Below are 22,134 nucleotides of genomic sequence, written 5' to 3' on the forward strand. Positions count from 1 at the left end.
GTGAGGGCCGACATGACGTAGGCTCAAGGCATGGGTACCGTCATGATCATCCTGCACGTCATCACCGCCGTCTTCATCGTCGGCCCGATGGCCGTCATCCCGATGACCGGCCTGCGCACGCTGCGATCCGGCAACGCGTCTGCAGTGCGCAGCCTGGCAAAGTCCACCGCGATCTTCTCGTGGCTCTCGCTGATCACTTTCGTGATCGGGTTCGGCGTGGCCGGCGCGTGGAAGATCAGCATCGGCACTCCGTGGATCCTGTGGTCGATCATCGCCTACGTGATCGCTTTCGTGCTGAGCGTGTTCGTCGTCGCACCGCAGCTGAACAAGGCCGCCGGCCAGGTCGACGGTGCAGCCGAAGGCACCAAGCCCGCCGGCTACGGCGTGATCACCGCCAGCAGCGGCATCGCGAGTCTGCTGCTGCTCGTGGTCGTCCTGCTGATGGTCTGGCACTGATCGCGCCCGTCGCGACCGCGCGCCCCTGACGCGGCACGCCCCGACAGCACCGCGCCCCGACAGCACCGCGCGCCGACAGCACCGCGCCCCGACGCGGCACGCCCCGGGAACTCAACCGCGAGACTCAACCGCGAGATTCAGCCCCGGATGCGGTCGAGCACCGCCGCCAGCCGCGTGACGGTGCCGTCGACGTCGCCGAGCTTGTCGAGCCCGAACAGTCCGACGCGCACGCTCGAGAACGTCGCCGGCTCGCCGCAGTGCAGCGGCACTCCCGCAGCGACCTGCACGCCTTCGCGCACGAAGGCGGCGCCGCTGTGCAGGTCGGCGTCGTCGGTGTGCACGACGACCACGCTCGGCGCGTCGAATCCGGATGCGGCCACCGACGGCATCCCGTGCGATGCGAACAGCTCTCGCACGCGTGTGCCGAGCTCGACCTGCGCGGTGCGCAGCGTCTCGAGTCCGCGGTCGCGGGTTTCGACCATCCGCACCAGGTTCGCGGCGAGCGAGTCGGTGGGCATCGTCGCGTGGTAGGCGGCACGCCCGTCGCGGTAGGCGTCCGAGATGTCCAGCCACTTCGCGAGGTCGATCGAAAAGCTCGTCGCGGTTCCGGATGCCACGGCCTTCCGCCCCGCAGGGCTGAGCATGACGTACCCCGCGCACGGGGTGCCGCTCCATCCCTTCTGCGGCGCGCTGAGCAGCACGTCGACGCCGAGCGCCTCCATGTCGACCCACATCGCGCCGGATGCGATGCAGTCCAGGACGAAGATGCCGTCGACGTGGTGCACGGCGTCGGCGACGGCGCGGACGTAGTCGTCGGGCAGCAGGATTCCCGCGGCCGTCTCGACGTGCGGGGCGAAGACGACCTGCGGGCGCTGCGTGCGGATGGCCTCGATCACCTCGCCGAGCGGCGCTGGCTGCCACGCCGCCTGCGGCACGTCTTCGACCGGGCGGGCCGTGCACACGGCGACATCGTCGCTGATGCGTCCCGTGTCGAGGATCTGCGACCACCGGTACGAGAACAGCCCGTTGCGCACGATCAGGCACCGCTTGCCGGTGGCCAGGCGCCTCGCGACCGCCTCCATCGCGTAGGTTCCGCCGCCCGGCACGACCGCGGCGCTGTCGGCGTGGTACGTGGTGCGCAGAATGCCGAGCAGTTGCTGCATCTCGCCGATGAAGCGTGCCGACATGTGGTTCAGCGAGCGGTCGGTGAACACCACCGAGTACTCGAGCAGCCCATCGGGGTCGATCTCAGCGCGGGGGAGGCTCATACCACCAGCATGGCACGGCGGACGCGGTGGATCAGGATGCCGTCAGCCGGCGAGCTCGCCGATCACGGTCACCATGCGCAGGGCCGCTTCGGCGGCTTCTGCGCCCTTGTCCTCCTTCGAACCGGGCAGGCCCGCCCGGTCCAGGCCCTGCTGCTCGTCGTCCAGAGTGAGGATCCCGAATCCGACCGGCTTACCGGCATCCAGTGCCACCCGGTTCAGTCCGTCGGTGGTCGCGTGCGACACGTAGTCGAAGTGCGGAGTGCCGCCGCGCACGATCACGCCCAGGGCCACGACCGCGTCGGCACCCCCGGCGAATGCGGCCTGGGCTGCCAGCGCCAGTTCGAACGAGCCGGGCACGCGCACGAGCCGGTGCTCGGCGCCGGCGGCCTCCAGGGTCCGCTGCGCTCCCGCGATCAGCCCTTCGGTGATGGTCTCGTGCCAGGTGCCGGCGACGATGACCACCCGCACGCCGGTGCCGTCGATCTCGTGTGCTTTCGGCGCTCCGGTTCTGCTCACGCGTCTGCTCCCTTGGGTTCGATCTCACCGTGTTCTGCCTCTGCCGCGCCGTGTCCTGTCACGCCGTGCAGGGCCTCGGCATCCCGCATGTCCTGCAGCGCCTCTTCGAGGTCGTCGGTGTCGATGAGGTGCCCCATCTTGTCGCGTTTGGTCTGCAGATACTGGTGGTTGTTGGGGCCGACCCCGACCAGCAGCGGCACCTGCTCGACGATGTCGAGCCCGGCTTCGCGCAGCTGGCGCACCTTGTCGGTGTTGTTGGTGAGCAGACGCACGCGCTGCACGCCGAGGTCGGAGAGGATGCCGGCAGCCGCGGCGTAGTCGCGGGCGTCGGCCGGCAGGCCCAGGGCGAGGTTGGCGTCGACGGTGTCCAGGCCGCGCTCCTGCAAGCTGTAGGCGCGCAGCTTGTTGATCAGACCGATGCCGCGCCCCTCGTGGCCGCGCATGTAGATGACCACGCCCCCGTCCTTGTCGATGGCATCCAGCGCCGCTTGCAGCTGCGGACCGCATTCGCACTTCAAGGAGCCGAATGCCTCACCGGTCAGGCATTCCGAGTGCACGCGCACGAGCGGCGCGTCGCCGTCCAGGGTGCCCGAGACCACCGCGAGGTGGTCGGTGCCGGTGATGCGGTCCTTGTACGCGAGAAAGCGGAACCGGCCGTGTGCGGTGGGCACGTTCGCCTCGGCGCGCAGGCTCACGCGGCGCCGGTGGGTGACCTGCTCGGTGCGCGGTTCGTGCTCGTCGAGATAGGCGATCAGCCGCTCGATGGTGATGACCGGCACTCCTTCACGCTCGCCCATCTCGATCAGACCGGGCAGGCGCATCATGCTGCCGTCGTCGTTGACGACCTCGCCGATCGCTCCGACCGGGGCGAGCCCGGCCAGACGCATCAGCTCGACGGCTGCTTCGGTGTGGCCGCTGCGCTCGCGCACGCCGCCGTCCACGGCGCGCAGCGGCAGCACATGGCCGGGGCGGATGACCGAGGTCGGAGTCGAGTCGGGATCGGCCAGCACGTTCAGCGTGTGCGCGCGGTCGGTGGCGCTGATCCCGGTCGAGACGCGGTCGGCGGCGTCCACGCTCACCGTGTACGCGGTGCCGCGCGAGTCCTGGTTGTTGGCCACCATCGGGGGCAGGTCGAGCCGGTCGGCCCAGTCGGCCGGCATCGGCGCGCACAGGTAGCCGCTGGAGTACCGGATCGTCCAGGCGAGCCATTCGGGCGTCGCCAGCTGTGCCGAGAGGATGGCATCACCCTCGTTCTCGCGGTTCTCGTCGTCGGCGACCAGCACCGGGCGGCCCTGTCGCAGGGCCTCGAGTGCTTCGGGGATCGTGGCCAGGCTCATGCGAGCCCTCCTTCGTCTGAGTGGACTTCGTCTGAATGGGCTTCGTCTGAATGGACTTCGTCTGAATGGACACTGTTGGGTTCGGACCCGTCCAGCTCGGACGGGAGATCATCGGCGATCCGCGGCGCAGCCGAGGCTGCGGCGAACTGCGCGAGCCGTCGCACGTGTCGGGCGAGGATGTCGGTCTCGAGGTTCACGCGTTCGCCGGGCGCGCGCTCACCGAGCGTTGTGGCGGTGAGGGTCTCGGGGATCAGCGACACTTCGAACCACGGGTCGTGGGCACCGGCAGCGCTCACGTCGCTGATGGTCAGCGAGACGCCGTCGACGGCGATCGAGCCCTTGTCGACGACGAGGTCGGCCAGACCTGCCGGGATGCCGATGCGCAGCACGCGCCACTGCGCGCCCGGGCGCACCTGTCGCACCTCGCCGGTGCCGTCGATGTGTCCCTGCACGATGTGGCCGCCCAGGCGCGCCGTGGCCGTCAGCGCGCGTTCGAGGTTCACGCGTCGCCCGACGGGGATCTCGTCGAGCGTGGACATCTCCAGGGTCTGTCGCATCACGTCGGCGGTGAACCAGTCCTCGCCCTGTTCGACCACGGTCAGGCACACGCCCGACACGGCGATCGAATCGCCGTGCGCGGCATCCGAGACGGTGAGCGGGGCATGCACGGTCAGTCGCATGCCGTCGCCGGAGGGCGAGACGGCGGTGATCTGTCCGACCTCTTCGATGATTCCGGTGAACATCAGGCGTTCTCCTTCTGAGCGGCTGGGTGCCCGAGCGCGCTGCGAGGCGCAGTGTGCTCCGGGTTCGCGACGACGAGCAGGTCGTCGCCGAGTCTGTCGATGGATGCCACGGTCAGTCGCCGCGCGTCGCCGATCGTGTCGACGCCGAGGTCGCCGAGCGCGAGCCGCCGCCCGCCGAGCAGGACGGGGGCGATGTAGGCCAGGACCTCGTCGGCCAGGCCCGCGCGCACGAACGCGCTGGCCACGGTCGGGCCGCCTTCGACGAACACGCGCTGCACTCCGCGCTCGCGCAGGGTCTGCAGCAGCGCGTGCAGGTCGTGGTCGGACACGAACAGCGGCGGCACCGGGTGACGGCGCACGGCCGCCTCATCCGGCGTCGCCCGCGCGCCGAGGACGACCGGCAGGGGCTGGTGATCGTACAGGCCGCCGTCCTCGGTGCGAGCGGTCAGGGCGGGGTCGTCTGCGAGCACCGTGCCGGTGCCCGCTATGATCGCATCGGCCTCGGAGCGGCGGCGATGGACGTCGGCGCGGGCTGCGGGTCCGGTGATCCACTGGCTGGTGCCGTCGGATGCCGCGGCCCGGCCGTCCAGGCTCTGCGCCCACTTCACCGTCACGTGCGGGCGGCCGAGCTCTTGCACGGTGAGCCAGTCGCGCAGCTGTGCGACGCCGTCGTCGGCGAGCACGCCGCCGACGACGCTGAGGCCGGCAGCCCGCATCCGTTCGGCGCCGCCGCTCGCGCGCGGGTTCGGGTCGTCCAGGCCGTAGATGACGCGGGCGACGCCGGCGTCGATCAACGCCAGCGAGCACGGCCCGGTGCGGCCGGTGTGATTGCACGGCTCGAGCGTGACCACCGCGGTGGCGGCGTGCGCCTGCCCGGGGGAGAGCTGCGAGAGCGCATCGACCTCGGCGTGCGGGGTGCCGGCTCCGTGATGCCAGCCTTCGGCGAGGATGTCGCCGGAGGGGGAGAGGATCACCGCACCCACCTGTGGGTTCACGCCGCGAGGGCCGCGGCGTGCGAGGGCGAGCGCGCGCCGCATGGCGTCGTGCTCGACGTCGCTGACCGTCATCCGTTCTCCTGACCGACTGTGTCGGCTCCGACGCTCGACGGGAAGGATCAGCGGACCACGCGCAGGCGTACGCCGCGTGCTGCCTCCCATCCGGACTAGCGATGGCGGACCATCACATCACCGTCGGTTCCGGAATTCCACCGGCTCGACCATGGCGCCTGTCGGGCGTCGCGGCTCGCGGACTGTCACCGCCGGTTCGGATTCTCACCGACCCCGGAGCACGTTTCTGCTCTGAGTCTACCCAACGCATCGGCCGCCGGATCATTCCCGCAGCCATCACCCTCGGCTATTTCAGCAGTCGCGACAGGCGTCGGTCGGCCAGCACCTTGCCGCCGGTCTGGCAGGTCGCGCAGTATTCGAGGCTGTTGTCGGCGAAGAAGACGCTGCGCACGGTGTCGCCGCACACCGGGCACGCCTCGCCCCGCCGTCCGTGCACCTGCATACCGCGCCGCTTGGCGTCCTTGAGGTCGGCGGGCGGTTTGCCGGATGCCTCGGCCACGGCATCCTTCAGCGTCACGAGCATTGCCGAGTACAGGCCCGTGACCTCGTGGTCACCGAGGGTGGCCGCCAGTGCGTACGGTGACATGTGCGCGGCGTGCAGGATCTCGTCGGAGTAGGCGTTGCCGATTCCGGCGATCACCGATTGATCGCGCAGCAGCCCCTTGATCTGCGTGCGCTTGCCCGCCAGCAGCGCGGCGAAGGCCTCGCGGGTGAACCCGGCATCGAGCGGATCGGGGCCGAGGCGGGCGATGCCGGGTACATCGGCGGGGTCGTGCACGACGTAGACGGCCAGCGACTTCTTGGTGCCGGCTTCGGTGAGATCGAAGCCTGAGCCGTCCGACAGCGCGACTCGCAGCGCGATCGGCGTGCGGCCGGGTTTGATGATCGTCGACGGCAGCGCGTCGTACCAGCGCAGCCACCCCGCCTTCGCCAGGTGGAAGACGAGATGCGCGGCGTCGGTCGCGACGTCGACGAATTTGCCATGGCGAGTGACACCGGTGATGGATGCCGCGCGCAGGGCGTCGATCGGCGGGTCGTATGTCTTCAGCGCAGCGATGGCCGCGACGGTTGCGCGTGTGATCTCGGTGCCCACGACGCGACCGCCGAGGAACTCGACCAGGCCCTGCACTTCCGGCATCTCCGGCATGCGCCCATCCTGTCACGCGCTGCCGACATCGGTCCCGGCACGGGCCACGTGCGGGTCACGGGAGGGGCTGCAGATTGCGGGTCGCCCACGCCGCCAGCGCCTGGATGGCCGGCACGATGTCGGCGCCGGCGGCCGTGAGCTCGTACGTGACCGAGACCGGTGGCCCTTCCGCGACGACTCTGCGCACGAGCCCGGCCTCGGCGAGACCGGACAGACGCTCCGACAGCACGGTGTCGCTGATGCCGCGGACGGCCTTGCGCAGCCCGACGAATGATGCGCTGCCCGAGCCGAGGACGCCGAGGATCATCCCGTTCCACCGCTTGCCCAGCACCGAGAAGGCAAGAGTGATCGCCTCGTCACAGGCGCGCGGCTCGGCCTTCATGTCGGACATGACATCGATACTAGCCGCGTCGGCCGAACCTGTGCTAGCGTCGCGCAAGTCGCTTTGTTTTACGTAGTCAATCAGTATTTGGAGATGCAATGCCTTTGTTCCGTCTTGACGCCAGCATCATGCCCGCCACTTCTCAGAGCCGTGCGCTGGCCGACCTGGTGGAGTCTGAATGGTCCGCCGAGAATCCGGGGGCTGCCGTGGTCCGTCGTGACATCGGCAGCGAACCGCTGTCTGCGACGATCTGGCGCGAGGCCGTCACCGGTGGCTTCGCAGCCGAGGCCGACCGCAGTCCTGCCCAGCGCACCGCTCTTGCCCGCGCCGCCGAACTCGCAGACGAACTGATCGAGGCGGATGCCGTGCTGCTGGCGATTCCGCTGTACAACTGGGGAGTGCCGGCCCACGTGAAGACGTGGTACGACCTCACCTACACCGACCCCCGCATCGCCGGCGGCGCACTCAACGACAAGCCCGTCGTGCTGGCCTCCGTGCTCGGCGGCAACTACAACCCGGGCACCCCGAAGGACGGGTGGGATCACGCCACTCCGTGGCTGACCCGGGTGTTCCGCGACGTGTGGGGCGCCGACCTGCGCGTCGTCCAGCGCCAGTTCACTCTCGTCGGCGTCGATCCCGCGATGGATCGGTTCGCCGATCAGGCCGCGGAGATCAAGGCCGCAGCCGAGCAGCTCGCGATTGAGCACGGTCGCGCCATCGCCACGCAGGTGCAGTCGCTGGCGGCCTGACCCGATACGGCGAGTGGGGACGGCGGCCGCGGATCATCATCGCGGCCGCCGTTGCTCCGTTCGGCGAAGATCAGAGCACCGGCCAGGCCACCGGCGCCCGGTCATCGCCGGATAGAGCCCAGCGATGCAGCCGTCGTGCGGCTGCTGTGCAGGTCGTTCGTCGTGCGGTCTGATCGCCGTGCGGGGTGCGCGCAGTGGCTGCTTCGCGCGCACTCACGTGTTGATGCGCCAGGAGCATCAACACGTGAGTGCGGCTCAGAGGACGACGCGGCGCAGCAGCCCGACCTTCTCATAGACCTCGGCCAGCGTGCGCTCGGCGACGTCGGATGCGCGCGCCGCGTTCGCCGCCAGCACCCGATCGAGTTCGGCCGGGTCGTTCAGCAGCGCCAGCGCGCGCTCGCGCACCGGACCGAACTCGTCGACGACGACCTCGGCCAGGCCCTTCTTGAAGTCCCCGTAGCCGCGCCCGGCGTACTCGTCCTCGATCGAGGGGATCTGCCGCCCGGTGAGTGCGGCATAGATCACCAGCAGGTTCGAGACACCCGGCTTGTTCTCGCGGTCGTAGCGCACCGTGCCCTCGGAGTCGGTCACTGCCCGCATGATCTTCTTCGCCGATGCGCTCGGCTCATCAAGCAGCCACAGCACACCGGCATCCGATTCCGCCGACTTCGACATCTTCGACGTCGGGTTCTGCAGATCGTAGATGCGGGCGGTGTCCTTCTGGATCACCGGCCGCGGCACTTCGAACGTCTTGCCGTACCGGCTGTTGAAGCGCTCGGCGAGGTCGCGGGTCAGCTCGACGTGCTGCTTCTGGTCTTCGCCGACCGGCACGATGTCGGTCTGGTAGAGCAGGATGTCGGCGGCCATGAGCACCGGGTAGGTGAACAGTCCGACCGTCGTGCCGTCGGTGCCGTACCGCTGCGACTTGTCTTTGAACTGCGTCATGCGGCTGGCCTCGCCGAAGCCTGTCAGCGTCGAGAGGATCCATGCCAGCTCGGCGTGGGCCGGCACGTGCGACTGAACGTACAGTGTCGACCGGGACGGCTCGATGCCGGCCGCGATGTACTGCGCCGCTGTGCGACGCGTCTTCTCACGCAGCTCGACCGGGTTGTTCGGCTGCGTGAGCGCGTGCAGGTCGACGACTGAGAAGTAGGCGTCGTAGGTGTCTTGCAGATCCCGCCACTGCAGGAGCGCCCCGATGTAGTTGCCGGCCTGGAGCGAGTCGGCGGAGGGCTGCATTCCGGAGTAGAGACGGGGCTTGTTCACTCCCACAGTCTATTGAGTGGATGCCGCGGCCCCGCGCCGCAGCGTCAACCGCGGGGGATCACGGCATCGCGGATCTGCACCACGACGTCGGTCAGCCCGCCCAGTCGCGCATCGATGCCGTCCAGTCGCGTGTCGATGGCGTCGAACCGCTTGTCGTGCGCGTCGAGTCTGCTGTCGATGCCGTCGAGTCTGCCGTCGATGCCGTCGAGTCTGCTGTCGATGCCGTCCAGGCGCTTGCCGTGCGCCGTGACCATCGTCGTGAGCAGTCCGATGTGCTCTTCGACCGTGGCGATGTCTCGACGCGCGGCGCCGATGTCACCTGACACCAGGAGATGTTGGGCGCTGATCGTGTCGCGAAGCCCGTCGAACATCCTCTCCAGGCCGAGGAAATAGCGGCCGGAGGCCTCTATGTGCACCTCGAGACGGGTGCGTGTCTCACGCTGTTCCTCCGCGTACTGGGACAGACCCCGGGCGAGTGTGGCGAGAGAGGGCTCGACGGTATCGGTCATGATCGTCACTGTGTTCCTTCGCAGTCGCGGGACGGCTCGTGGTCGGAGCCGTCGGCGGCGCACATCGGCCGCCGACGGCATCGACGCTAGCTCTCCACAGGCCTGTGCAGGGCGCGAAGCAGCGGATCTGTGGATGATCCGTGAGCGCCTGGGACCGCGCAGGAGGCGTCAGAGCGCGTAGTCGACGACGACGGGAGCGTGGTCGCTCCAGCGCGTGTCCCACGAGGGCGCGCGCCCGATCCAGTAGTCGCGCACGCGCTCAGCCAGCGCGGGGGTCGCGACGTGATAGTCGATGCGCCAGCCCGTGTCGTTGTCGAAGGCTTTGCCGCGGCTGGACCACCAGGTGTAGGGGCCGTCCACCTCGCCGTGGAACCTGCGGCCGACATCCACCCAGCCCAGGCCCGTCCCCGCCGAGCCGTCCACGCCTTCGACCGTCGCCCCGGTCTCGCCGAAGAACCGATCGAAGTACGCGCGCTCGCGGGGGAGGAACCCGGCCTTCTTCACGTTGCCCCGCCAGTTGCGGATGTCGAGCTCACGATGCCCGACGTTCAGGTCACCCATGATCAGCGCGAGCGCGCCGTCGCCGGCCAACTCGCGCATGCGCCGGCCCATCGCGTCCAGGAACGCCCACTTCTGGTCCTGCTTGGGGGAGCCGACCTCGCCGGTGGGCACGTAGGCGCTGATGACCGTCAGTGTCCTGTCGCCGAGCGTGACGTCGGCCTCGATCCAGCGGCCGGCCGAGTCGAGTTCGTCGGCATCCAGCCCCGTGCGCACCGAGGCGACCGGTGTCCGGGTCACGATCGCCACGCCTGCCCGCCCCTTGGCGAGAGCCTCGTGGCTCACGGTCTGCCACCCGGGCAGGGCGGTGGTCAGCTGTTCGGCCGTCGCCCGCACCTCTTGCAGCGCCAACACGTCGACCTCGGCGCCGGCGAGCCAATCGAGCATGCCGTTGCGCACGGCGGCTCGGATGCCGTTCACGTTGATCGAAGCGATGCGCAGGGTGCCGGGCTGATGTGCGGGGGAAGGCATGCACTCCAGCCTAGCGACGCGCGCGGTGACGCTCAGCGGTGGCCGGGGCAGCATCCTTCCGGCCCCGTGCGCTGCTGGCGGGCGGGACGGAGACATGCAGCGGAGCGGGCGCCGACGTCTCCACCCGCAGCAGTTCGCTCGCGGCTTCGCGCACGGCGCGGTTGGCGGGCAGGCGGCGCAGCCACGGGGTCGCGTCGCGCGCGGCGCGCGCGGTGCGCAACCGATCTCGGGCCGCACGCAGCAGCTCTTCGTGTGCGGCACGCAGGCGTTCCTGTTCGGTGAGCGCCTGCAGCGGCACGTCGGCATCGGCTGCGGCGACGGCGATCCACGCGGCGGCCACGAGCGTGACGATCCCGATCAGGCGGAACCACAGCAGCAGGCCGATGAAGATTGCGAACGTCGCCAGCAGCGGGTTCGCGGGAGTGTAGAACAGCAGCAGACCGACACCGAGCTGCAGGATCGTGATGCCGATGCCGCCGAGCAGGGCGCCCGGCCTGACGCGCTTGCCCTTCAGGCCCACTCCGGCAAGGAAACGGAAGAGTCCGGCCAGCGCCGCCGTGTTCAGCGCGAGCGAGATCAGGACCGTCAGTATGCGCACGGCGGCGAGGAACCAGCCCGACGACGTGCTGATGTGCAGCAGATCGAAGATGAAGGTGAGGGCCCACGTGCCGAGGTTGTTCAGCAGGCCGCCGACGACCATGGCCAGTCCGAAGATCAGGGCGGCCAGGAAGTCGCGGGCTTTCAGCAGTATGTAGCTGCGGGAGTCCAACGGCAGGCCCAGGATGTCGCGCACCGCGCGCCGCGAGAAAGTCACCCAGCCGATGGCCGTCCACACCAGGGTGCCGGCGGCGATGATGCCGGTGATGGTCAGGGTCCCGGCGCTGGCGGTGACGATCTGCTGCAGCTGGGACGCTTCGATGATGCCGTTCGCGTCATCGGTGCCGATCAGGCCGGGGACGTACTGGTTGATCAGGTCGATCAACCAGTTGCTGGCGAGTTCCGAGCCGGCGTCCGAGTCGACGCCCAGCCAGATGCCGATGATCGTGAATGCGACGTAGATCGCCGCGAAGAATGCGAACAGCGCCTGGTAGCTGACGCCTGCGGCGAGCAGGAACCCGTTGTCCTTGAGAAAGCGCCGCCACACCCGCACCGGGAACAGCGCCAGCGTGCGTCGGGTCAGGAGCGTTGCCCGCTCGATCGGTGACGCGAAGCGCTCGCGCAGTTCGCGCTCGGCTTCGTCGAAGTGCTCTTTGAGATGCTCCTCGTGCTCACGCGCGCGGTGAGCAGCCTCGTGGCTGCCGGCCGTGCGCTGGGCTCGAGTGGGCTGGGTCACGGGTCAACGATAGCGAGCGCCCACCGGAATCCGGTGGGCGCTCGCGCACAAGAGGTGAGGGCTCAACGTCCTCCGCGAAGGACCGCCTGCTTCACCTCGGCGATCGCGCGCGTGACCTGAATGCCGCGGGGGCACGCCTCGGTGCAGTTGAAGGTCGTCCGGCAGCGCCACACGCCTTCTTTGTCGTTGAGGATGTCCAGGCGCACGTCGGCCGCGTCGTCGCGGGAGTCGAAGATGAACCGGTGCGCGTTCACGATCGCCGCGGGGCCGAAGTACTGTCCGTCGGTCCAGAACACCGGGCACGACGACGTGCACGCCGCGCACAGGATGCACTTGGTGGTGTCATCGAAGCGCGCACGCTCTTCGGCCGACTGAATGCGCTCTTTGCCGTGCTCGGGGTGCGAGTGGGCGATCAGGAAGGGCTTGACGGCCTTGTACGCGTCCATGAACGGTTCCATGTCGACGATCAGGTCCTTCTCGAGGGGAAGGCCCTTGAGCGCCTCGATGTAGATCGGCTTCGAGATGTCGAGGTCCTTGATCAGCGTCTTGCAGGCGAGGCGATTGCGGCCGTTGATCCGCATCGCATCGGACCCGCACACGCCGTGCGCGCACGAGCGACGGAACGAGAGCGAACCGTCCTGCTCCCACTTGATCTTGTGCAGGGCGTCCAACACGCGTTCGGTGGGGTACATCTCGACGTCGTAGTCCACCCAGCGCGGCTCCGCATCGACCTCGGGGTCGAATCGCCGGATGTTGAACGTCACCATGAACGTCTGGATGGGCGCTTCGCCCGACGACGCCACCGGACCAGACTCGACGACCGTGGACATCAGTACTTCCTCTCCATCGGCTGGTAGCGCGTGATGACGACGGGCTTCCAGTCCAGCGTGATGTGATCGGTGGCATCCGACGAATGCGGGTCACCGGTCAGGTACGCCATCGTGTGCTTCATGTAGTTCTCGTCGTCACGCTTCGGATAGTCGTCGCGCATGTGACCGCCGCGGCTCTCCTTGCGATTGCGTGCTGCGTGGACGACGACCTCGGCGATGTCGAGCAGGAATCCGAGCTCGACGGCTTCGAGCAGGTCGGTGTTGAACCTGCGGCCCTTGTCGTCGACGTGCACGTTCTTGTACCGCGCGCGCAGCTCTTCGATCGTGTTCAGCACGTCGCCGAGCGACTCGTCGGTGCGGAACACCTGCGCCTTCATATCCATCTCGTTCTGCAGCGTCTTGCGCAGCGCCCCGACGCGTTCGGTGCCGGGGTTGTTGCGCAGCCCCTCGATCAGCTCGCGCACGGCGCCCGCCGGGTCCTCCGGCAGCGGCCGGAACTCGGCGGTCTTGACGTACTCGACGGCGTTGCGCCCCGCGCGCTTGCCGAACACGTTGATGTCCAGCAGCGAGTTGGTTCCCAGGCGGTTCGAGCCGTGCACCGACACGCACGCGCACTCGCCGGCCGCATACAGGCCCGGCACGACCTCGGTGTTGGTCTGCAGCACCTCGGCGTTGTTGGTGGTCGGGATGCCACCCATCGCATAGTGCGCGGTGGGCATCACCGGCACCGGCTCGGTGACCGGGTCCACACCCAGGTAGGTGCGGGCGAACTCGGTGATGTCGGGCAGCTTGGTCTCGAGGACCTCGGCGCCCAGGTGCGTGCAGTCCAGGTAGACGTAGTCCTTGTGCGGGCCGGCGCCGCGGCCGTCCATGACTTCTTGCACCATGCTGCGGGCGACGATGTCGCGCGGGGCCAGGTCCTTGATGGTCGGGGCGTAGCGCTCCATGAAGCGCTCGCCCGACGCGTTGCGCAGGATCGCGCCCTCGCCTCGGGCACCTTCGGTGAGCAGGATGCCGAGCCCGAACAGGCCGGTGGGATGGAACTGGAAGAACTCGAGGTCCTCCAGCGGCAGGCCCTTGCGCCAGATGATGCCCACGCCGTCGCCGGTGAGGGTGTGCGCATTCGAGGTGGTCTTGAAGATCTTGCCGAAGCCACCGGTGGCGAAGATGATCGCCTTGGCCTGGAACACGTGCAGTTCGCCGCTGGCCAGGTCGTAGGCGACCACGCCGACGATCTGCGTCTTGCCGTCGGCATCCTTCGTCGTGATCAGGTCGAGCACGTAGAACTCGTTGAAGAAATTGATGCCGAGCTTCACGCAGTTCTGGTACAGCGTCTGCAGGATCATGTGACCCGTGCGGTCGGCCGCGTAGCAGGCGCGACGCACCGCGGCCTTGCCGTGGTCGCGGGTGTGACCGCCGAAGCGCCGCTGGTCGATCTTGCCCTCGGGCGTGCGGTTGAACGGCAGGCCCATGTTCTCGAGGTCGATGACCGCGTCGATCGCCTCTTTGGCGAGGATCTCGGCAGCATCCTGGTCGACGAGGTAGTCACCGCCCTTGACGGTGTCGTACGTGTGCCACTCCCAGTTGTCCTCTTCGACGTTGGACAGCGCCGCCGCCATGCCGCCCTGCGCGGCACCGGTGTGCGATCGCGTCGGGTACAGCTTGGAGATGACGGCCGTGTTCGCGCCGGGGCCGGCTTCGATGGCCGCCCGCATGCCGGCGCCGCCGGCGCCCACGATGACGATGTCGAACTGGTGGTAGTGCACGCCGTCTTTGACGACGTCGCCTTGTGTCTGGGTGCTCACGGGACTCCTAGGACGGTTGCTTACGGTGCCGGGCAGAAGCTGGGCAGCAGATCTGCGGGCGAGCCTGCGGGGCACGGGTCGAAGGTGAAGACCACGAGCGTGCCGAGCAGGATGAGGAAGGCGGCCACGATCCACAGCGCCCAGATCAGCGTGCGGCGCGTGCCGTTGTGACCGACGTAGTCGTTGACGATCGTGCGCATGCCGTTCGTGCCGTGGATCAGCGCCAGCCACAGCATGATCACGTCCCACCACTGCCAGAACGGCGTGGCGTACTTGCCGGCGACGAATGCGAAGTCGATCTGGCGGACGCCCTCGCCGAGGATGAGGTTGACGAACAGGTGCCCGAAGATCAGCACGACCAGCAGCACGCCCGACCCGCGCATGAACACCCAACCCCACTTCTCGAGGTTGAGGCCCTTCCGACGCGGGGCTGCGGGGTCGCCGTGAGGACTGCGCGGGGCGGCCAGAGTGTCGGCGGTCATGTCAGTGCCCTCCCGTGATCTCGGCGGCGATGACCATCAGCTGACGAGGGACGAACCCCGCCATCGTGATGACCCAGAGGGCCAGCACTCCCCACCACAGCTGGCGCTGGTACTTCGCTGCCTTCTCGGAGAAGTCGACGAGGATGATGCGCAGACCGTTGTACGCGTGGTAGGCGATCGCGGCGACCAGGATGATCTCGCCGAGCCCCATGATCGGATTCTTGTAGGTGCTGATCACCGCGTCGTACGCCGCCGGAGTCACCCGGATCAGCGCGGTGTCGAGGATGTGCACCAGCAGGAAGAAGAAGATCCCGATGCCGGTGATGCGATGCAGCACCCAGGACCACATTCCCTCATGCCCGCGGTACAGCGTTCCGCGCGGGGTTCGAGAAGTGGTCTCGGATACCTTCGGTGTGACCCGTGCTGGTGCAGACACGGCCGTCCTCCCTGGGTAGAACTCGAGTCGGGGCGATCGATGCCCCTCAAAGGCCGAACGGCCTCGGCGTCACGCAGGCGCGGCTCCCATCCTATTCCCGTCGGTCGCACAGGGGCGACTCAGGCAGGCCTTACCTCGGGCGTTTCGAGGGTGCGGGCGGCTAGCCTGTGCGTATGGCTGAACCCGTCTCCGACTTCTATGCGATCATCCCCGCCGGCGGTATCGGCAGCAGGCTGTGGCCGCTCTCACGGGCCGACGCGCCGAAGTTCCTGCACGATCTGACCGGGTCGGGCCACACGCTGCTGCGCGACACGTGGAATCGTCTCGAGCCGCTGTCGGGGGCCGACCGCATCGCGGTGGTCACCGGGCGTGCGCACCGCGCCGCGGTGGAGAAGGAGCTGCCCGACATTCCGGATCACAACGTGTTCCTCGAATCCGAGCCCCGCGACTCGACCGCAGCGATCGGGCTGGCCGCCGCGATCCTGTCGCGGCGCGAGCCCGACGTCATCGTCGGGTCGTTCGCGGCCGACCATGTCATCCGGGTGCCGCATCTGTTCGACTGGGCGGTCCGGCAGGCGATCGCGGTCGCCCGCGAGGGATACATCTGCACGATCGGCATCCCTCCCACCGAGCCGTCGATCGGTTTCGGGTATATCAAGAAGGCCGGGGAGCTGTTCGTCGAGGGAGCGCCGGAGGCGGCACTGGTGGAGCGCTTCGTCGAGAAGCCCGATCAGGACACCGCACGGGAGTACTTCGCAGACCGCTCGTATCTGTGGAACGCGGGCATGTTCATCGCGCGCGCCGACGTACTCCTGGGCGAGATCGCCGAGAACCGGCCGCAGCTGTACGCGGGGCTGATGGACCTCGCCGAGGCCTGGGACGACCGAGACGCGCGCGGACCGGTCGTGGACCGCGTCTGGCCGACGCTGGAGAAGATCGCGATCGACTACACGGTCGCCGAGCCCGCTGCCGAACGCGGCCGACTGGCCGTGATCCCCGGACACTTCGACTGGGACGACGTCGGGGACTTCGCCAGCCTGGCCAAGCTGAACTCGCACGGGCGCCCCAACGACCTGGCCATCCTCGGCCCCAATGCCCGCATCCTCTCCGACGCTGCCAGCGGCATCGTGGTCAGTCAGACCTCACGGGTGATCTCGCTGATCGGCGTGAAGGACATCGTCGTCGTCGACACCCCCGACGCGCTGCTGGTGACCACGAGCGAGAACGCCCAGCGCGTCAAAGGCGTCGTCGACGCCCTGAAGCTGACCGGGCGTGGTGATGTGCTCTAGCCACCCCATCATTGCGGGTTGATAACCATTCGCATGTCGCGGGGTGCGAAGTGCGCAATTCGGATGTCACACTGGGTAACTTCTAAGCACCGCCGCGAGATCCTGCGGCGCCCATCTGTCTGTGGAGGTCGAGTTGACCATCTCTTCTGCACGTAAGCTCGCCGGCGTCACCGCCGCTGCCGGCCTTGTCCTCGCGCTCGCCGGCTGCGGCCAGGCGCCCGCAGCGAACCCGACCGAAGGCGGCAAGACCGCCGTCGCCGGGTTCAAGCCCTGCATCGTCTCGGATGACGGCGGGTGGAACGACCGTTCGTTCAACCAGTCGGCCAAGGAGGGCATCGACAAGGCCGCCAAGGAGCTGGGCGTCAAGTCCATCGACGTCGAGTCGGACTCGGCCAGCGACTTCGCCCCCAACCTCGAGAGCCTGGTCTCGCAGAACTGCACCCTGATCATCTCGGTCGGCTTCAAGCTGTCGGCCGACACGATCAAGTCGGCTCTGGCCAACCCTGACATCAACTACGCGATCATCGACGACGGCGCCGACGCGAACGGCGACGGCAAGCCCGACGCTCCGAACATCAAGCCGATCCTGTTCAACACGGTGGAGGCGGCATACCTCGGCGGCTACGCGGCCGCCGCGTGGAGCGACCAGAGCAAGGTCGACAAGGTGGGCACCTTCGGCGGCCTGCAGATCCCGTCGGTCGCGATCTTCATGGACGGCTTCATCGAGGGCGTGCAGAAGTACAACGAAGACAACAGTGCGAGCGTGAAGACGTTCGGCTGGGATGTGGCAACCCAGAAGGGTTCGTTCACGGGCGGCTTCCAGGCCAACGACACGGCCAAGCAGACCGCCAAGGGCATCCTCGACCAGGGCGTGGACGTCATCCTGCCCGTCGGTGGACCCATCTACCAGAGCGCTGCGGCCGCCATCAAGGACAGCGGCAAGGACACCGTGATGCTGGGTGTCGACTCCGACCTGGCAGTGGCCGACCCGTCGGTGGCCGATGTCACGCTGGTGTCGATCATGAAGCAGATCAACCAGGCCGTCTATGACACGGTGAGCTCGGCCGCCACCGGAAAGATGGACTTCTCGCCCTACATCGGCACACTCGAGAACGGCGGCGTCGGCCTGTCGAGCTTCCACGACTTCGAGAGCAAGCTGCCGTCGGGGCTGACCGACAAGCTCGACGAGCTGAAGCAGCAGATCATCTCGGGTGACCTCAAGGTGACCTCGACGAACTCGCCGAAGTAAGACAAGCCGATCCGGTCGTTGAGCGAGTGCCCTGACGGGCCTCGCTCAACGACCGTTCGCTGGATAGGGTGCACTGTATGAAGTTGGAGCTGCGGGGCGTGACGAAGCGCTTCGGAAGCCTGGTGGCCAACGACCACGTCGACCTCGAACTGCGCAGCGGCGAGATCCACGCGCTGCTCGGTGAGAACGGCGCCGGCAAATCGACGCTGATGAACGTGCTCTACGGTCTGTACCAGGCCGAAGAGGGCGAGATCCTCATCGACGGAGTGCCGCAGCACTTCCGGGGTCCGGGCGACGCGATCGAGGCCGGCATCGGCATGGTGCACCAGCACTTCATGCTGATCCCGGTGTTCACCGTCGCCGAGAACCTCATGCTCGGGCACGAGCAGACCCGCGGCCCCGGCATCCTCGATCTCGCCGCCGCACGGCGGCGGGTGCGCGAGGTGTCCGATCGCTTCGGATTCGAGCTCGATCCCGACGCCCTCGTCGAGAACCTGCCGGTGGGCGTGCAGCAGCGCGTCGAGATCGTCAAGGCACTGGCCCGCGATGCGAAGATCCTGATCTTCGACGAGCCCACAGCCGTCCTCACCCCGCAGGAGACCGACGAGTTCATGCGCATCATGCGGCAGCTGCGCGACGAGGGCACCGCGATCGTGTTCATCACGCACAAGCTGCGCGAGGTGCGTGAGGTCGCCGACCGCATCACCGTGGTCCGCCTCGGCAAGGTCATCGGCGAAGCGAGCCCCAGCGCCACCAACACCGAGCTGGCCTCGATGATGGTGGGCCGGGCGGTGGAGCTGACAGTGCACAAGGACCCGCCGCAGATCCGCCCCGGTGGCGGACTCGAAGTGCGCGGCCTGCGCGTGCTCAGCCACGACGGCGCCGTCGTGGTCGACGGCGTCGACTTCGATGTGCGCCCCGGCGAGGTGCTGGCGATCGCGGGCGTGCAGGGCAACGGCCAGACCGAGCTCGCAGAAGCCATGATCGGACTGCAGGAGCGGGTCGAGGGATCGATCACGCTGGACGGCACCGAACTGGTCGGGCAGAGCGTTCGCCGCATCCTCGACGAAGGCGTGGGGTTCGTCCCCGAAGACCGGCAGGAGGACGGGCTGGTCGGCACGTTCTCGGTCGCCGAGAACCTCATCCTCGACCGCAGCAGCGACCCGGCGTTCCAGTCGGCGGCCACGATCCGCCGCCGCGACCTCGAGGAGTTCGCGCGCGGCCGCATCAGCGAGTTCGACATCCGCACGCAGGGCCCCGCCAGCCCTGCCGGGTCGTTGTCGGGCGGCAATCAGCAGAAGGTCGTGATCGCCCGCGAGCTCAGCCGCGATCTGAAGCTGCTGCTGGCCTCGCAGCCCACGCGCGGCGTCGATGTGGGTTCGATCGAATTCATCCACAAACGCATCATCGCCACCCGTGACGCCGGAGTTCCGGTGGTGGTCGTCTCCACCGAACTCGACGAGGTGGTCGCCCTCGCCGACCGCATCGCGGTGATGTACCGCGGCGGCATCGTGGGCATCGTCCCCGCCGACACCCCGCGCGATGTGCTCGGCCTGATGATGGCCGGCGAGAACCCGACGGAGGACGCCGCATGAGCGACCGAGTCCCTGGCGCGGGGCCCGAGGACATCGGGCTGCCCGCCGAACAGCTGCCCGCGGCATCCGGTCCGCTCACCGGCCAGTCGGCCGCCGAGCCCGAGATCCCTCCGGCACCGCGTTCGAATCAGCTGATCCGCGAGATTCTGCGCGGCTCGGTGGTCACCACGATCCTGGCCATCGTCGCCGCGATGGTCGCCGGCGGCATCCTCATCGCGGTCACCGACGAGAACGTGCAGGCCGCTGCCGGCTACTTCTTCTCGCGGCCCGGCGACACGTTCGTCGCGATCTGGCAGTCCGTCTCGGGCGGCTACTACGCGATGTTCCAGGGTGCGGTCATCAACCCCGAGGCGAACTCGTTCATCAAGTTCATCCGGCCGCTGACGAACACGCTGGGCTTCGCCGCGCCGCTGATCGCCGCCGGTCTCGGTGTCGCGCTCGCGTTCCGCGCGGGCCTGTTCAACATCGGTGCCCGCGGCCAGATGCTGATCGCCTGTGCCACGGCGGCGCTGGTGACCTTCAACCTCGACCTGCCGATGTGGATCCACCTGCCGCTGACTCTGATCGCCGGCATCATCGGCGGCGCGGTCTGGGGCGGCATCGCGGGGCTCGTCAAAGCGCGCACGGGCGCACACGAGGTGATCCTCACGATCATGCTCAACTACGTCGCGCTGTATCTGCTGAGCTGGATGGTGCGCACCCCCGGCCTGCTGCGCAAACCCGACCAGAACCAGCCGATCTCGGCGGCCACGCCGGAATCCGCGCAGTTCCCGTCACTGTTCGGGCCGCAGTTCCCGCTGTTGAACTGGGGCTTCCCGGTCGTCATCCTGGCGACGCTGATCGTCTGGTGGCTCATCGAGCATTCCAGCCTCGGATTCCGGCTGCGCGCGGTCGGTGAGAACCCGCACGCCGCGCGGGCGGCGGGCATCAGCGTGCAGCGCATGTACGTGTACGCGATGGTCCTCGCCGGTGCGCTGGCGGGCCTGGCGGGCATGAACCAGATCCTCGGGTCTGTCACCAGCGGCTTCGACGGTGGCATCGACGCGGGCATCGGCTTCGATGCGATCACCGTGGCGCTGCTGGGCCGCAGCCGCGCATGGGGCACTTTCTGGGCGGGTCTGCTGTTCGGCGCGCTGAAGGCGGGCTCGTTCACGATGCAGGCGGCCGAGGGCATTCCGGTGGACATCGTGCTGGTCGTGGAGTCGATGATCGTGCTGTTCATCGCCGCTCCGCCTCTGGTGCGCTCGATCTTCGGCCTTCCCAAAGACGACTCCGAGCGCTCGCCGCGGGCGCGGGCGCGCATCGCTCGCAAACGCGCGGCGACCGAGCAGAAGGCGGTGGCCTCATGACGGCGCCTGCCATCGACGTGAAAGAGCTGCAGCTCGACGTCGTGCGCACCCGGCACTTCAAGCTGCCGATCACCCTGTCGATCGTGGACGTGCTGCTGGGTCTGCTGTTCCTGCTGTCTCCGGTGACCGGCGACAGCGTGTTCCGCCTCAGCGACTCCGGATCGGCCATCGCGCTGGCCGACGTGCACGTGCCGTCCGCGCCGACGGTGTGGATCTCGTGGGCCCTGCTGGTGGTGCTCACGGCCTGGACATGGCTGGATGCCGTGGCCTACCGCCGCACGCGCCTCTGGCTGCCGATCGTCTTCGCGGTGCTGGCGATGTTCGCCTTCCTCACGTGGGCGGCGCAGGACGGAGGGGTCGTCCCGGTCGCGGGCACGCTCGCGGGCGCACTGTCGCTGTCGGTGCCGCTGGTCTACGGCGCTCTGGCGGGCGTGATCGGCGAACGCGGCGGCGTCGTGAACATCGCGATCGAGGGCCAGCTGCTGCTGGGCGCGTTCAGCGCGGTGCTGCTGGCGAGCATGACCGGCAGCCCGTACGTGGGCCTGATCGGCGCGGTGATCGGCGGCGTCCTGGTCGCGTTCGTCCTGGCCGCCTTCGCGATCCGCTATCTCGTCGACCAGATCATCGTCGGTGTCGTGCTGAACGTGCTGGTCTCGGGCCTGACCGGCTTCCTCTACGGTGCGCTGCTCGCGCCGGCCCAGCAGACCTTGAACAGCGCGCCGACCTTCCCCAAATGGAAGATCCCGCTGCTGGGCGACATCCCGGTGATCGGCCCGGTGTTCTTCCACCAGCCCTTCATCGTGTACCTCATGTACGTGGTGGTGGCCGTGGTCGCCTGGGGCATGTACCGCACTCGATGGGGCCTGCGGCTGCGCGCCGTGGGCGAGCACCCCAAGGCCGCCGACACCGTGGGCATCAAGGTGAACCCCACGCGGTTCTGGAACGTGCTGCTGGCCGGTGGGATCGCCGGCATCGGCGGGGCGTATTTCACCCTGGTCTCGGTGCCGCACTTCACGAAGGACATGACGGCGGGCCTCGGCTTCATCGCGCTGGCAGCGGTGATCTTCGGCGGCTGGGACCCGATCAGGGCGACCCTGGCGGCGCTGCTGTTCGGCTTCGCGACCAATCTTCAGAACCTGCTGACGGTCTTGAAGACGCCGATTCCCAGCGAGTTCATGCTGATGCTGCCGTACATCGTCACGATCCTGGCCGTGGCCGGATTCGCCGGACAGATCAAGGCCCCCGCAGCCGACGGCAAACCATACATAAAGGGATGACGCGGGATGCCGCCGCCCGG

General features: G+C 68.3%; 22 protein-coding genes and 1 riboswitch. Of the genes, 7 read left to right on the forward strand and 15 right to left on the reverse strand.

Annotated elements, in window-relative coordinates; all coding sequences use genetic code 11:
* Positions 1-30 precede the first annotated feature (30 nt).
* Complete coding sequence (locus QU603_RS03925; protein ID WP_308493185.1) at positions 31-456, forward strand: DUF2269 family protein; 426 nt, start codon at positions 31-33, stop codon at positions 454-456.
* Positions 457-593: 137 nt separating this feature from the next.
* Here QU603_RS03925 and QU603_RS03930 read toward each other — a convergent pair whose 3' ends face one another.
* The 7 genes from QU603_RS03930 to QU603_RS03960 all read right to left on the reverse strand — a co-directional run bounded on the left by QU603_RS03930 (position 594) and on the right by QU603_RS03960 (position 6,925).
* Positions 594-1,724, reverse strand: coding sequence for an aminotransferase class V-fold PLP-dependent enzyme (locus tag QU603_RS03930; protein ID WP_308493186.1), 1,131 nt, complete (start codon positions 1,722-1,724; stop codon positions 594-596).
* A 42-nt stretch (positions 1,725-1,766) separates the two neighbouring features.
* Entirely contained in the window at positions 1,767-2,240 is a 474-nt protein-coding gene (gene ribH, locus QU603_RS03935; protein ID WP_308493188.1) for a 6,7-dimethyl-8-ribityllumazine synthase, read from the reverse strand.
* Positions 2,237-3,577 (reverse strand): GTP cyclohydrolase II, encoded by a 1,341-nt coding sequence (gene ribA, locus QU603_RS03940; RefSeq protein ID WP_308493189.1) that lies wholly within the window; start codon positions 3,575-3,577, stop codon positions 2,237-2,239. The genes ribH and ribA overlap by 4 nt, the downstream gene beginning before the upstream one ends.
* On the reverse strand, positions 3,574-4,320 hold the full coding sequence (locus QU603_RS03945) for a riboflavin synthase (protein ID WP_308493190.1): 747 nt from the start codon (positions 4,318-4,320) through the stop codon (positions 3,574-3,576). The genes ribA and QU603_RS03945 overlap by 4 nt, the downstream gene beginning before the upstream one ends.
* Positions 4,320-5,387 (reverse strand): bifunctional diaminohydroxyphosphoribosylaminopyrimidine deaminase/5-amino-6-(5-phosphoribosylamino)uracil reductase RibD, encoded by a 1,068-nt coding sequence (gene ribD, locus QU603_RS03950; RefSeq protein WP_308493191.1) that lies wholly within the window; start codon positions 5,385-5,387, stop codon positions 4,320-4,322. Before ribD ends, QU603_RS03945 begins: the two co-directional genes overlap by 1 nt.
* A gap of 72 nt (positions 5,388-5,459) precedes the next feature.
* Positions 5,460-5,613, reverse strand: a riboswitch (FMN riboswitch).
* Positions 5,614-5,673: 60 nt separating this feature from the next.
* Positions 5,674-6,534: a DNA-formamidopyrimidine glycosylase family protein gene (locus QU603_RS03955; RefSeq protein ID WP_308493192.1), complete on the reverse strand. Its 861-nt coding sequence runs from the start codon at positions 6,532-6,534 to the stop codon at positions 5,674-5,676.
* 55 nt (positions 6,535-6,589) lie between these two features.
* Positions 6,590-6,925, reverse strand: coding sequence for a winged helix-turn-helix transcriptional regulator (locus QU603_RS03960; protein WP_308493193.1), 336 nt, complete (start codon positions 6,923-6,925; stop codon positions 6,590-6,592).
* Positions 6,926-7,014: 89 nt separating this feature from the next.
* Between QU603_RS03960 and QU603_RS03965 the strand changes: the two genes are divergently transcribed.
* The gene (locus QU603_RS03965; RefSeq protein WP_308493194.1) at positions 7,015-7,665 is read left to right on the forward strand and encodes an FMN-dependent NADH-azoreductase; all 651 of its coding nucleotides are present in this window, start codon (positions 7,015-7,017) and stop codon (positions 7,663-7,665) included.
* A 255-nt stretch (positions 7,666-7,920) separates the two neighbouring features.
* Here the strand turns inward: QU603_RS03965 and trpS are convergent, their stop codons facing one another.
* The 8 genes from trpS to sdhC form a co-directional block, all read right to left on the reverse strand.
* A complete protein-coding gene (trpS, locus tag QU603_RS03970) occupies positions 7,921-8,931 on the reverse strand; it encodes a tryptophan--tRNA ligase (RefSeq protein ID WP_308493195.1) in 1,011 nt (336 codons plus the stop codon).
* 44 nt (positions 8,932-8,975) lie between these two features.
* Positions 8,976-9,440: a hypothetical protein gene (locus QU603_RS03975; RefSeq protein ID WP_308493196.1), complete on the reverse strand. Its 465-nt coding sequence runs from the start codon at positions 9,438-9,440 to the stop codon at positions 8,976-8,978.
* A 168-nt stretch (positions 9,441-9,608) separates the two neighbouring features.
* Positions 9,609-10,469, reverse strand: coding sequence for an exodeoxyribonuclease III (locus QU603_RS03980; protein WP_308493197.1), 861 nt, complete (start codon positions 10,467-10,469; stop codon positions 9,609-9,611).
* A 10-nt stretch (positions 10,470-10,479) separates the two neighbouring features.
* The gene (locus tag QU603_RS03985) at positions 10,480-11,802 is read right to left on the reverse strand and encodes a YhjD/YihY/BrkB family envelope integrity protein (protein ID WP_308493198.1); all 1,323 of its coding nucleotides are present in this window, start codon (positions 11,800-11,802) and stop codon (positions 10,480-10,482) included.
* A 62-nt stretch (positions 11,803-11,864) separates the two neighbouring features.
* Positions 11,865-12,632, reverse strand: coding sequence for a succinate dehydrogenase iron-sulfur subunit (locus tag QU603_RS03990; protein ID WP_308493199.1), 768 nt, complete (start codon positions 12,630-12,632; stop codon positions 11,865-11,867).
* Positions 12,632-14,437 carry a succinate dehydrogenase flavoprotein subunit gene (sdhA, locus tag QU603_RS03995; protein WP_308493200.1) on the reverse strand — a complete coding sequence of 602 codons (1,806 nt, stop codon included), beginning with the start codon at positions 14,435-14,437 and terminating at the stop codon, positions 12,632-12,634. Before sdhA ends, QU603_RS03990 begins: the two co-directional genes overlap by 1 nt.
* A gap of 20 nt (positions 14,438-14,457) precedes the next feature.
* On the reverse strand, positions 14,458-14,919 hold the full coding sequence (locus QU603_RS04000) for a succinate dehydrogenase hydrophobic membrane anchor subunit (protein ID WP_308493201.1): 462 nt from the start codon (positions 14,917-14,919) through the stop codon (positions 14,458-14,460).
* A gap of 1 nt (position 14,920) precedes the next feature.
* Positions 14,921-15,355: a succinate dehydrogenase, cytochrome b556 subunit gene (sdhC, locus tag QU603_RS04005; protein ID WP_308493202.1), complete on the reverse strand. Its 435-nt coding sequence runs from the start codon at positions 15,353-15,355 to the stop codon at positions 14,921-14,923.
* 173 nt (positions 15,356-15,528) lie between these two features.
* On the opposite strand from sdhC, the gene QU603_RS04010 reads away from it, so the two are divergent.
* The 5 genes from QU603_RS04010 (at position 15,529) to QU603_RS04030 (ending at position 22,114) form a co-directional block, all read left to right on the forward strand.
* Positions 15,529-16,644 carry a mannose-1-phosphate guanylyltransferase gene (locus tag QU603_RS04010; protein ID WP_308493203.1) on the forward strand — a complete coding sequence of 372 codons (1,116 nt, stop codon included), beginning with the start codon at positions 15,529-15,531 and terminating at the stop codon, positions 16,642-16,644.
* A gap of 133 nt (positions 16,645-16,777) precedes the next feature.
* Positions 16,778-17,893, forward strand: a complete 1,116-nt coding sequence (locus QU603_RS04015) for a BMP family lipoprotein (protein ID WP_308493204.1) — start codon at positions 16,778-16,780, stop codon at positions 17,891-17,893.
* Between the two features lie 77 nt (positions 17,894-17,970).
* Positions 17,971-19,488, forward strand: coding sequence for an ABC transporter ATP-binding protein (locus tag QU603_RS04020; protein ID WP_308493205.1), 1,518 nt, complete (start codon positions 17,971-17,973; stop codon positions 19,486-19,488).
* Positions 19,485-20,837, forward strand: a complete 1,353-nt coding sequence (locus QU603_RS04025; RefSeq protein ID WP_308493206.1) for an ABC transporter permease — start codon at positions 19,485-19,487, stop codon at positions 20,835-20,837. The genes QU603_RS04020 and QU603_RS04025 overlap by 4 nt, the downstream gene beginning before the upstream one ends.
* Positions 20,834-22,114: an ABC transporter permease gene (locus tag QU603_RS04030; protein ID WP_308493207.1), complete on the forward strand. Its 1,281-nt coding sequence runs from the start codon at positions 20,834-20,836 to the stop codon at positions 22,112-22,114. The genes QU603_RS04025 and QU603_RS04030 overlap by 4 nt, the downstream gene beginning before the upstream one ends.
* The last annotated feature ends 20 nt before the right edge of the window (positions 22,115-22,134 follow it).

It is taken from the genome of Microbacterium terrisoli (genome assembly GCF_030866805.1).
Lineage (GTDB): Bacteria > Actinomycetota > Actinomycetes > Actinomycetales > Microbacteriaceae > Microbacterium > Microbacterium terrisoli.

Excerpts from the sequence above, each read along its gene's own strand:
- QU603_RS03925 (WP_308493185.1), top strand. The coding sequence starts at position 31 with ATGGGTACCGTCATGATCATCCTGCACGTCATCACCGCCGTCTTCATC.
- QU603_RS03930 (WP_308493186.1), bottom strand. The coding sequence starts at position 1,724 with ATGAGCCTCCCCCGCGCTGAGATCGACCCCGATGGGCTGCTCGAGTAC.
- ribA (WP_308493189.1), bottom strand. The coding sequence starts at position 3,577 with ATGAGCCTGGCCACGATCCCCGAAGCACTCGAGGCCCTGCGACAGGGC.
- QU603_RS03945 (WP_308493190.1), bottom strand. The coding sequence starts at position 4,320 with ATGTTCACCGGAATCATCGAAGAGGTCGGACAGATCACCGCCGTCTCG.
- ribD (WP_308493191.1), bottom strand. The coding sequence starts at position 5,387 with ATGACGGTCAGCGACGTCGAGCACGACGCCATGCGGCGCGCGCTCGCC.
- QU603_RS03955 (WP_308493192.1), bottom strand. The coding sequence starts at position 6,534 with ATGCCGGAGATGCCGGAAGTGCAGGGCCTGGTCGAGTTCCTCGGCGGT.
- QU603_RS03960 (WP_308493193.1), bottom strand. The coding sequence starts at position 6,925 with ATGTCCGACATGAAGGCCGAGCCGCGCGCCTGTGACGAGGCGATCACT.
- QU603_RS03965 (WP_308493194.1), top strand. The coding sequence starts at position 7,015 with ATGCCTTTGTTCCGTCTTGACGCCAGCATCATGCCCGCCACTTCTCAG.
- QU603_RS03975 (WP_308493196.1), bottom strand. The coding sequence starts at position 9,440 with ATGACCGATACCGTCGAGCCCTCTCTCGCCACACTCGCCCGGGGTCTG.
- QU603_RS03980 (WP_308493197.1), bottom strand. The coding sequence starts at position 10,469 with ATGCCTTCCCCCGCACATCAGCCCGGCACCCTGCGCATCGCTTCGATC.
- QU603_RS03990 (WP_308493199.1), bottom strand. The coding sequence starts at position 12,632 with ATGTCCACGGTCGTCGAGTCTGGTCCGGTGGCGTCGTCGGGCGAAGCG.
- QU603_RS04000 (WP_308493201.1), bottom strand. The coding sequence starts at position 14,919 with ATGACCGCCGACACTCTGGCCGCCCCGCGCAGTCCTCACGGCGACCCC.
- QU603_RS04010 (WP_308493203.1), top strand. The coding sequence starts at position 15,529 with ATGGCTGAACCCGTCTCCGACTTCTATGCGATCATCCCCGCCGGCGGT.
- QU603_RS04020 (WP_308493205.1), top strand. The coding sequence starts at position 17,971 with ATGAAGTTGGAGCTGCGGGGCGTGACGAAGCGCTTCGGAAGCCTGGTG.
- QU603_RS04025 (WP_308493206.1), top strand. The coding sequence starts at position 19,485 with ATGAGCGACCGAGTCCCTGGCGCGGGGCCCGAGGACATCGGGCTGCCC.
- QU603_RS04030 (WP_308493207.1), top strand. The coding sequence starts at position 20,834 with ATGACGGCGCCTGCCATCGACGTGAAAGAGCTGCAGCTCGACGTCGTG.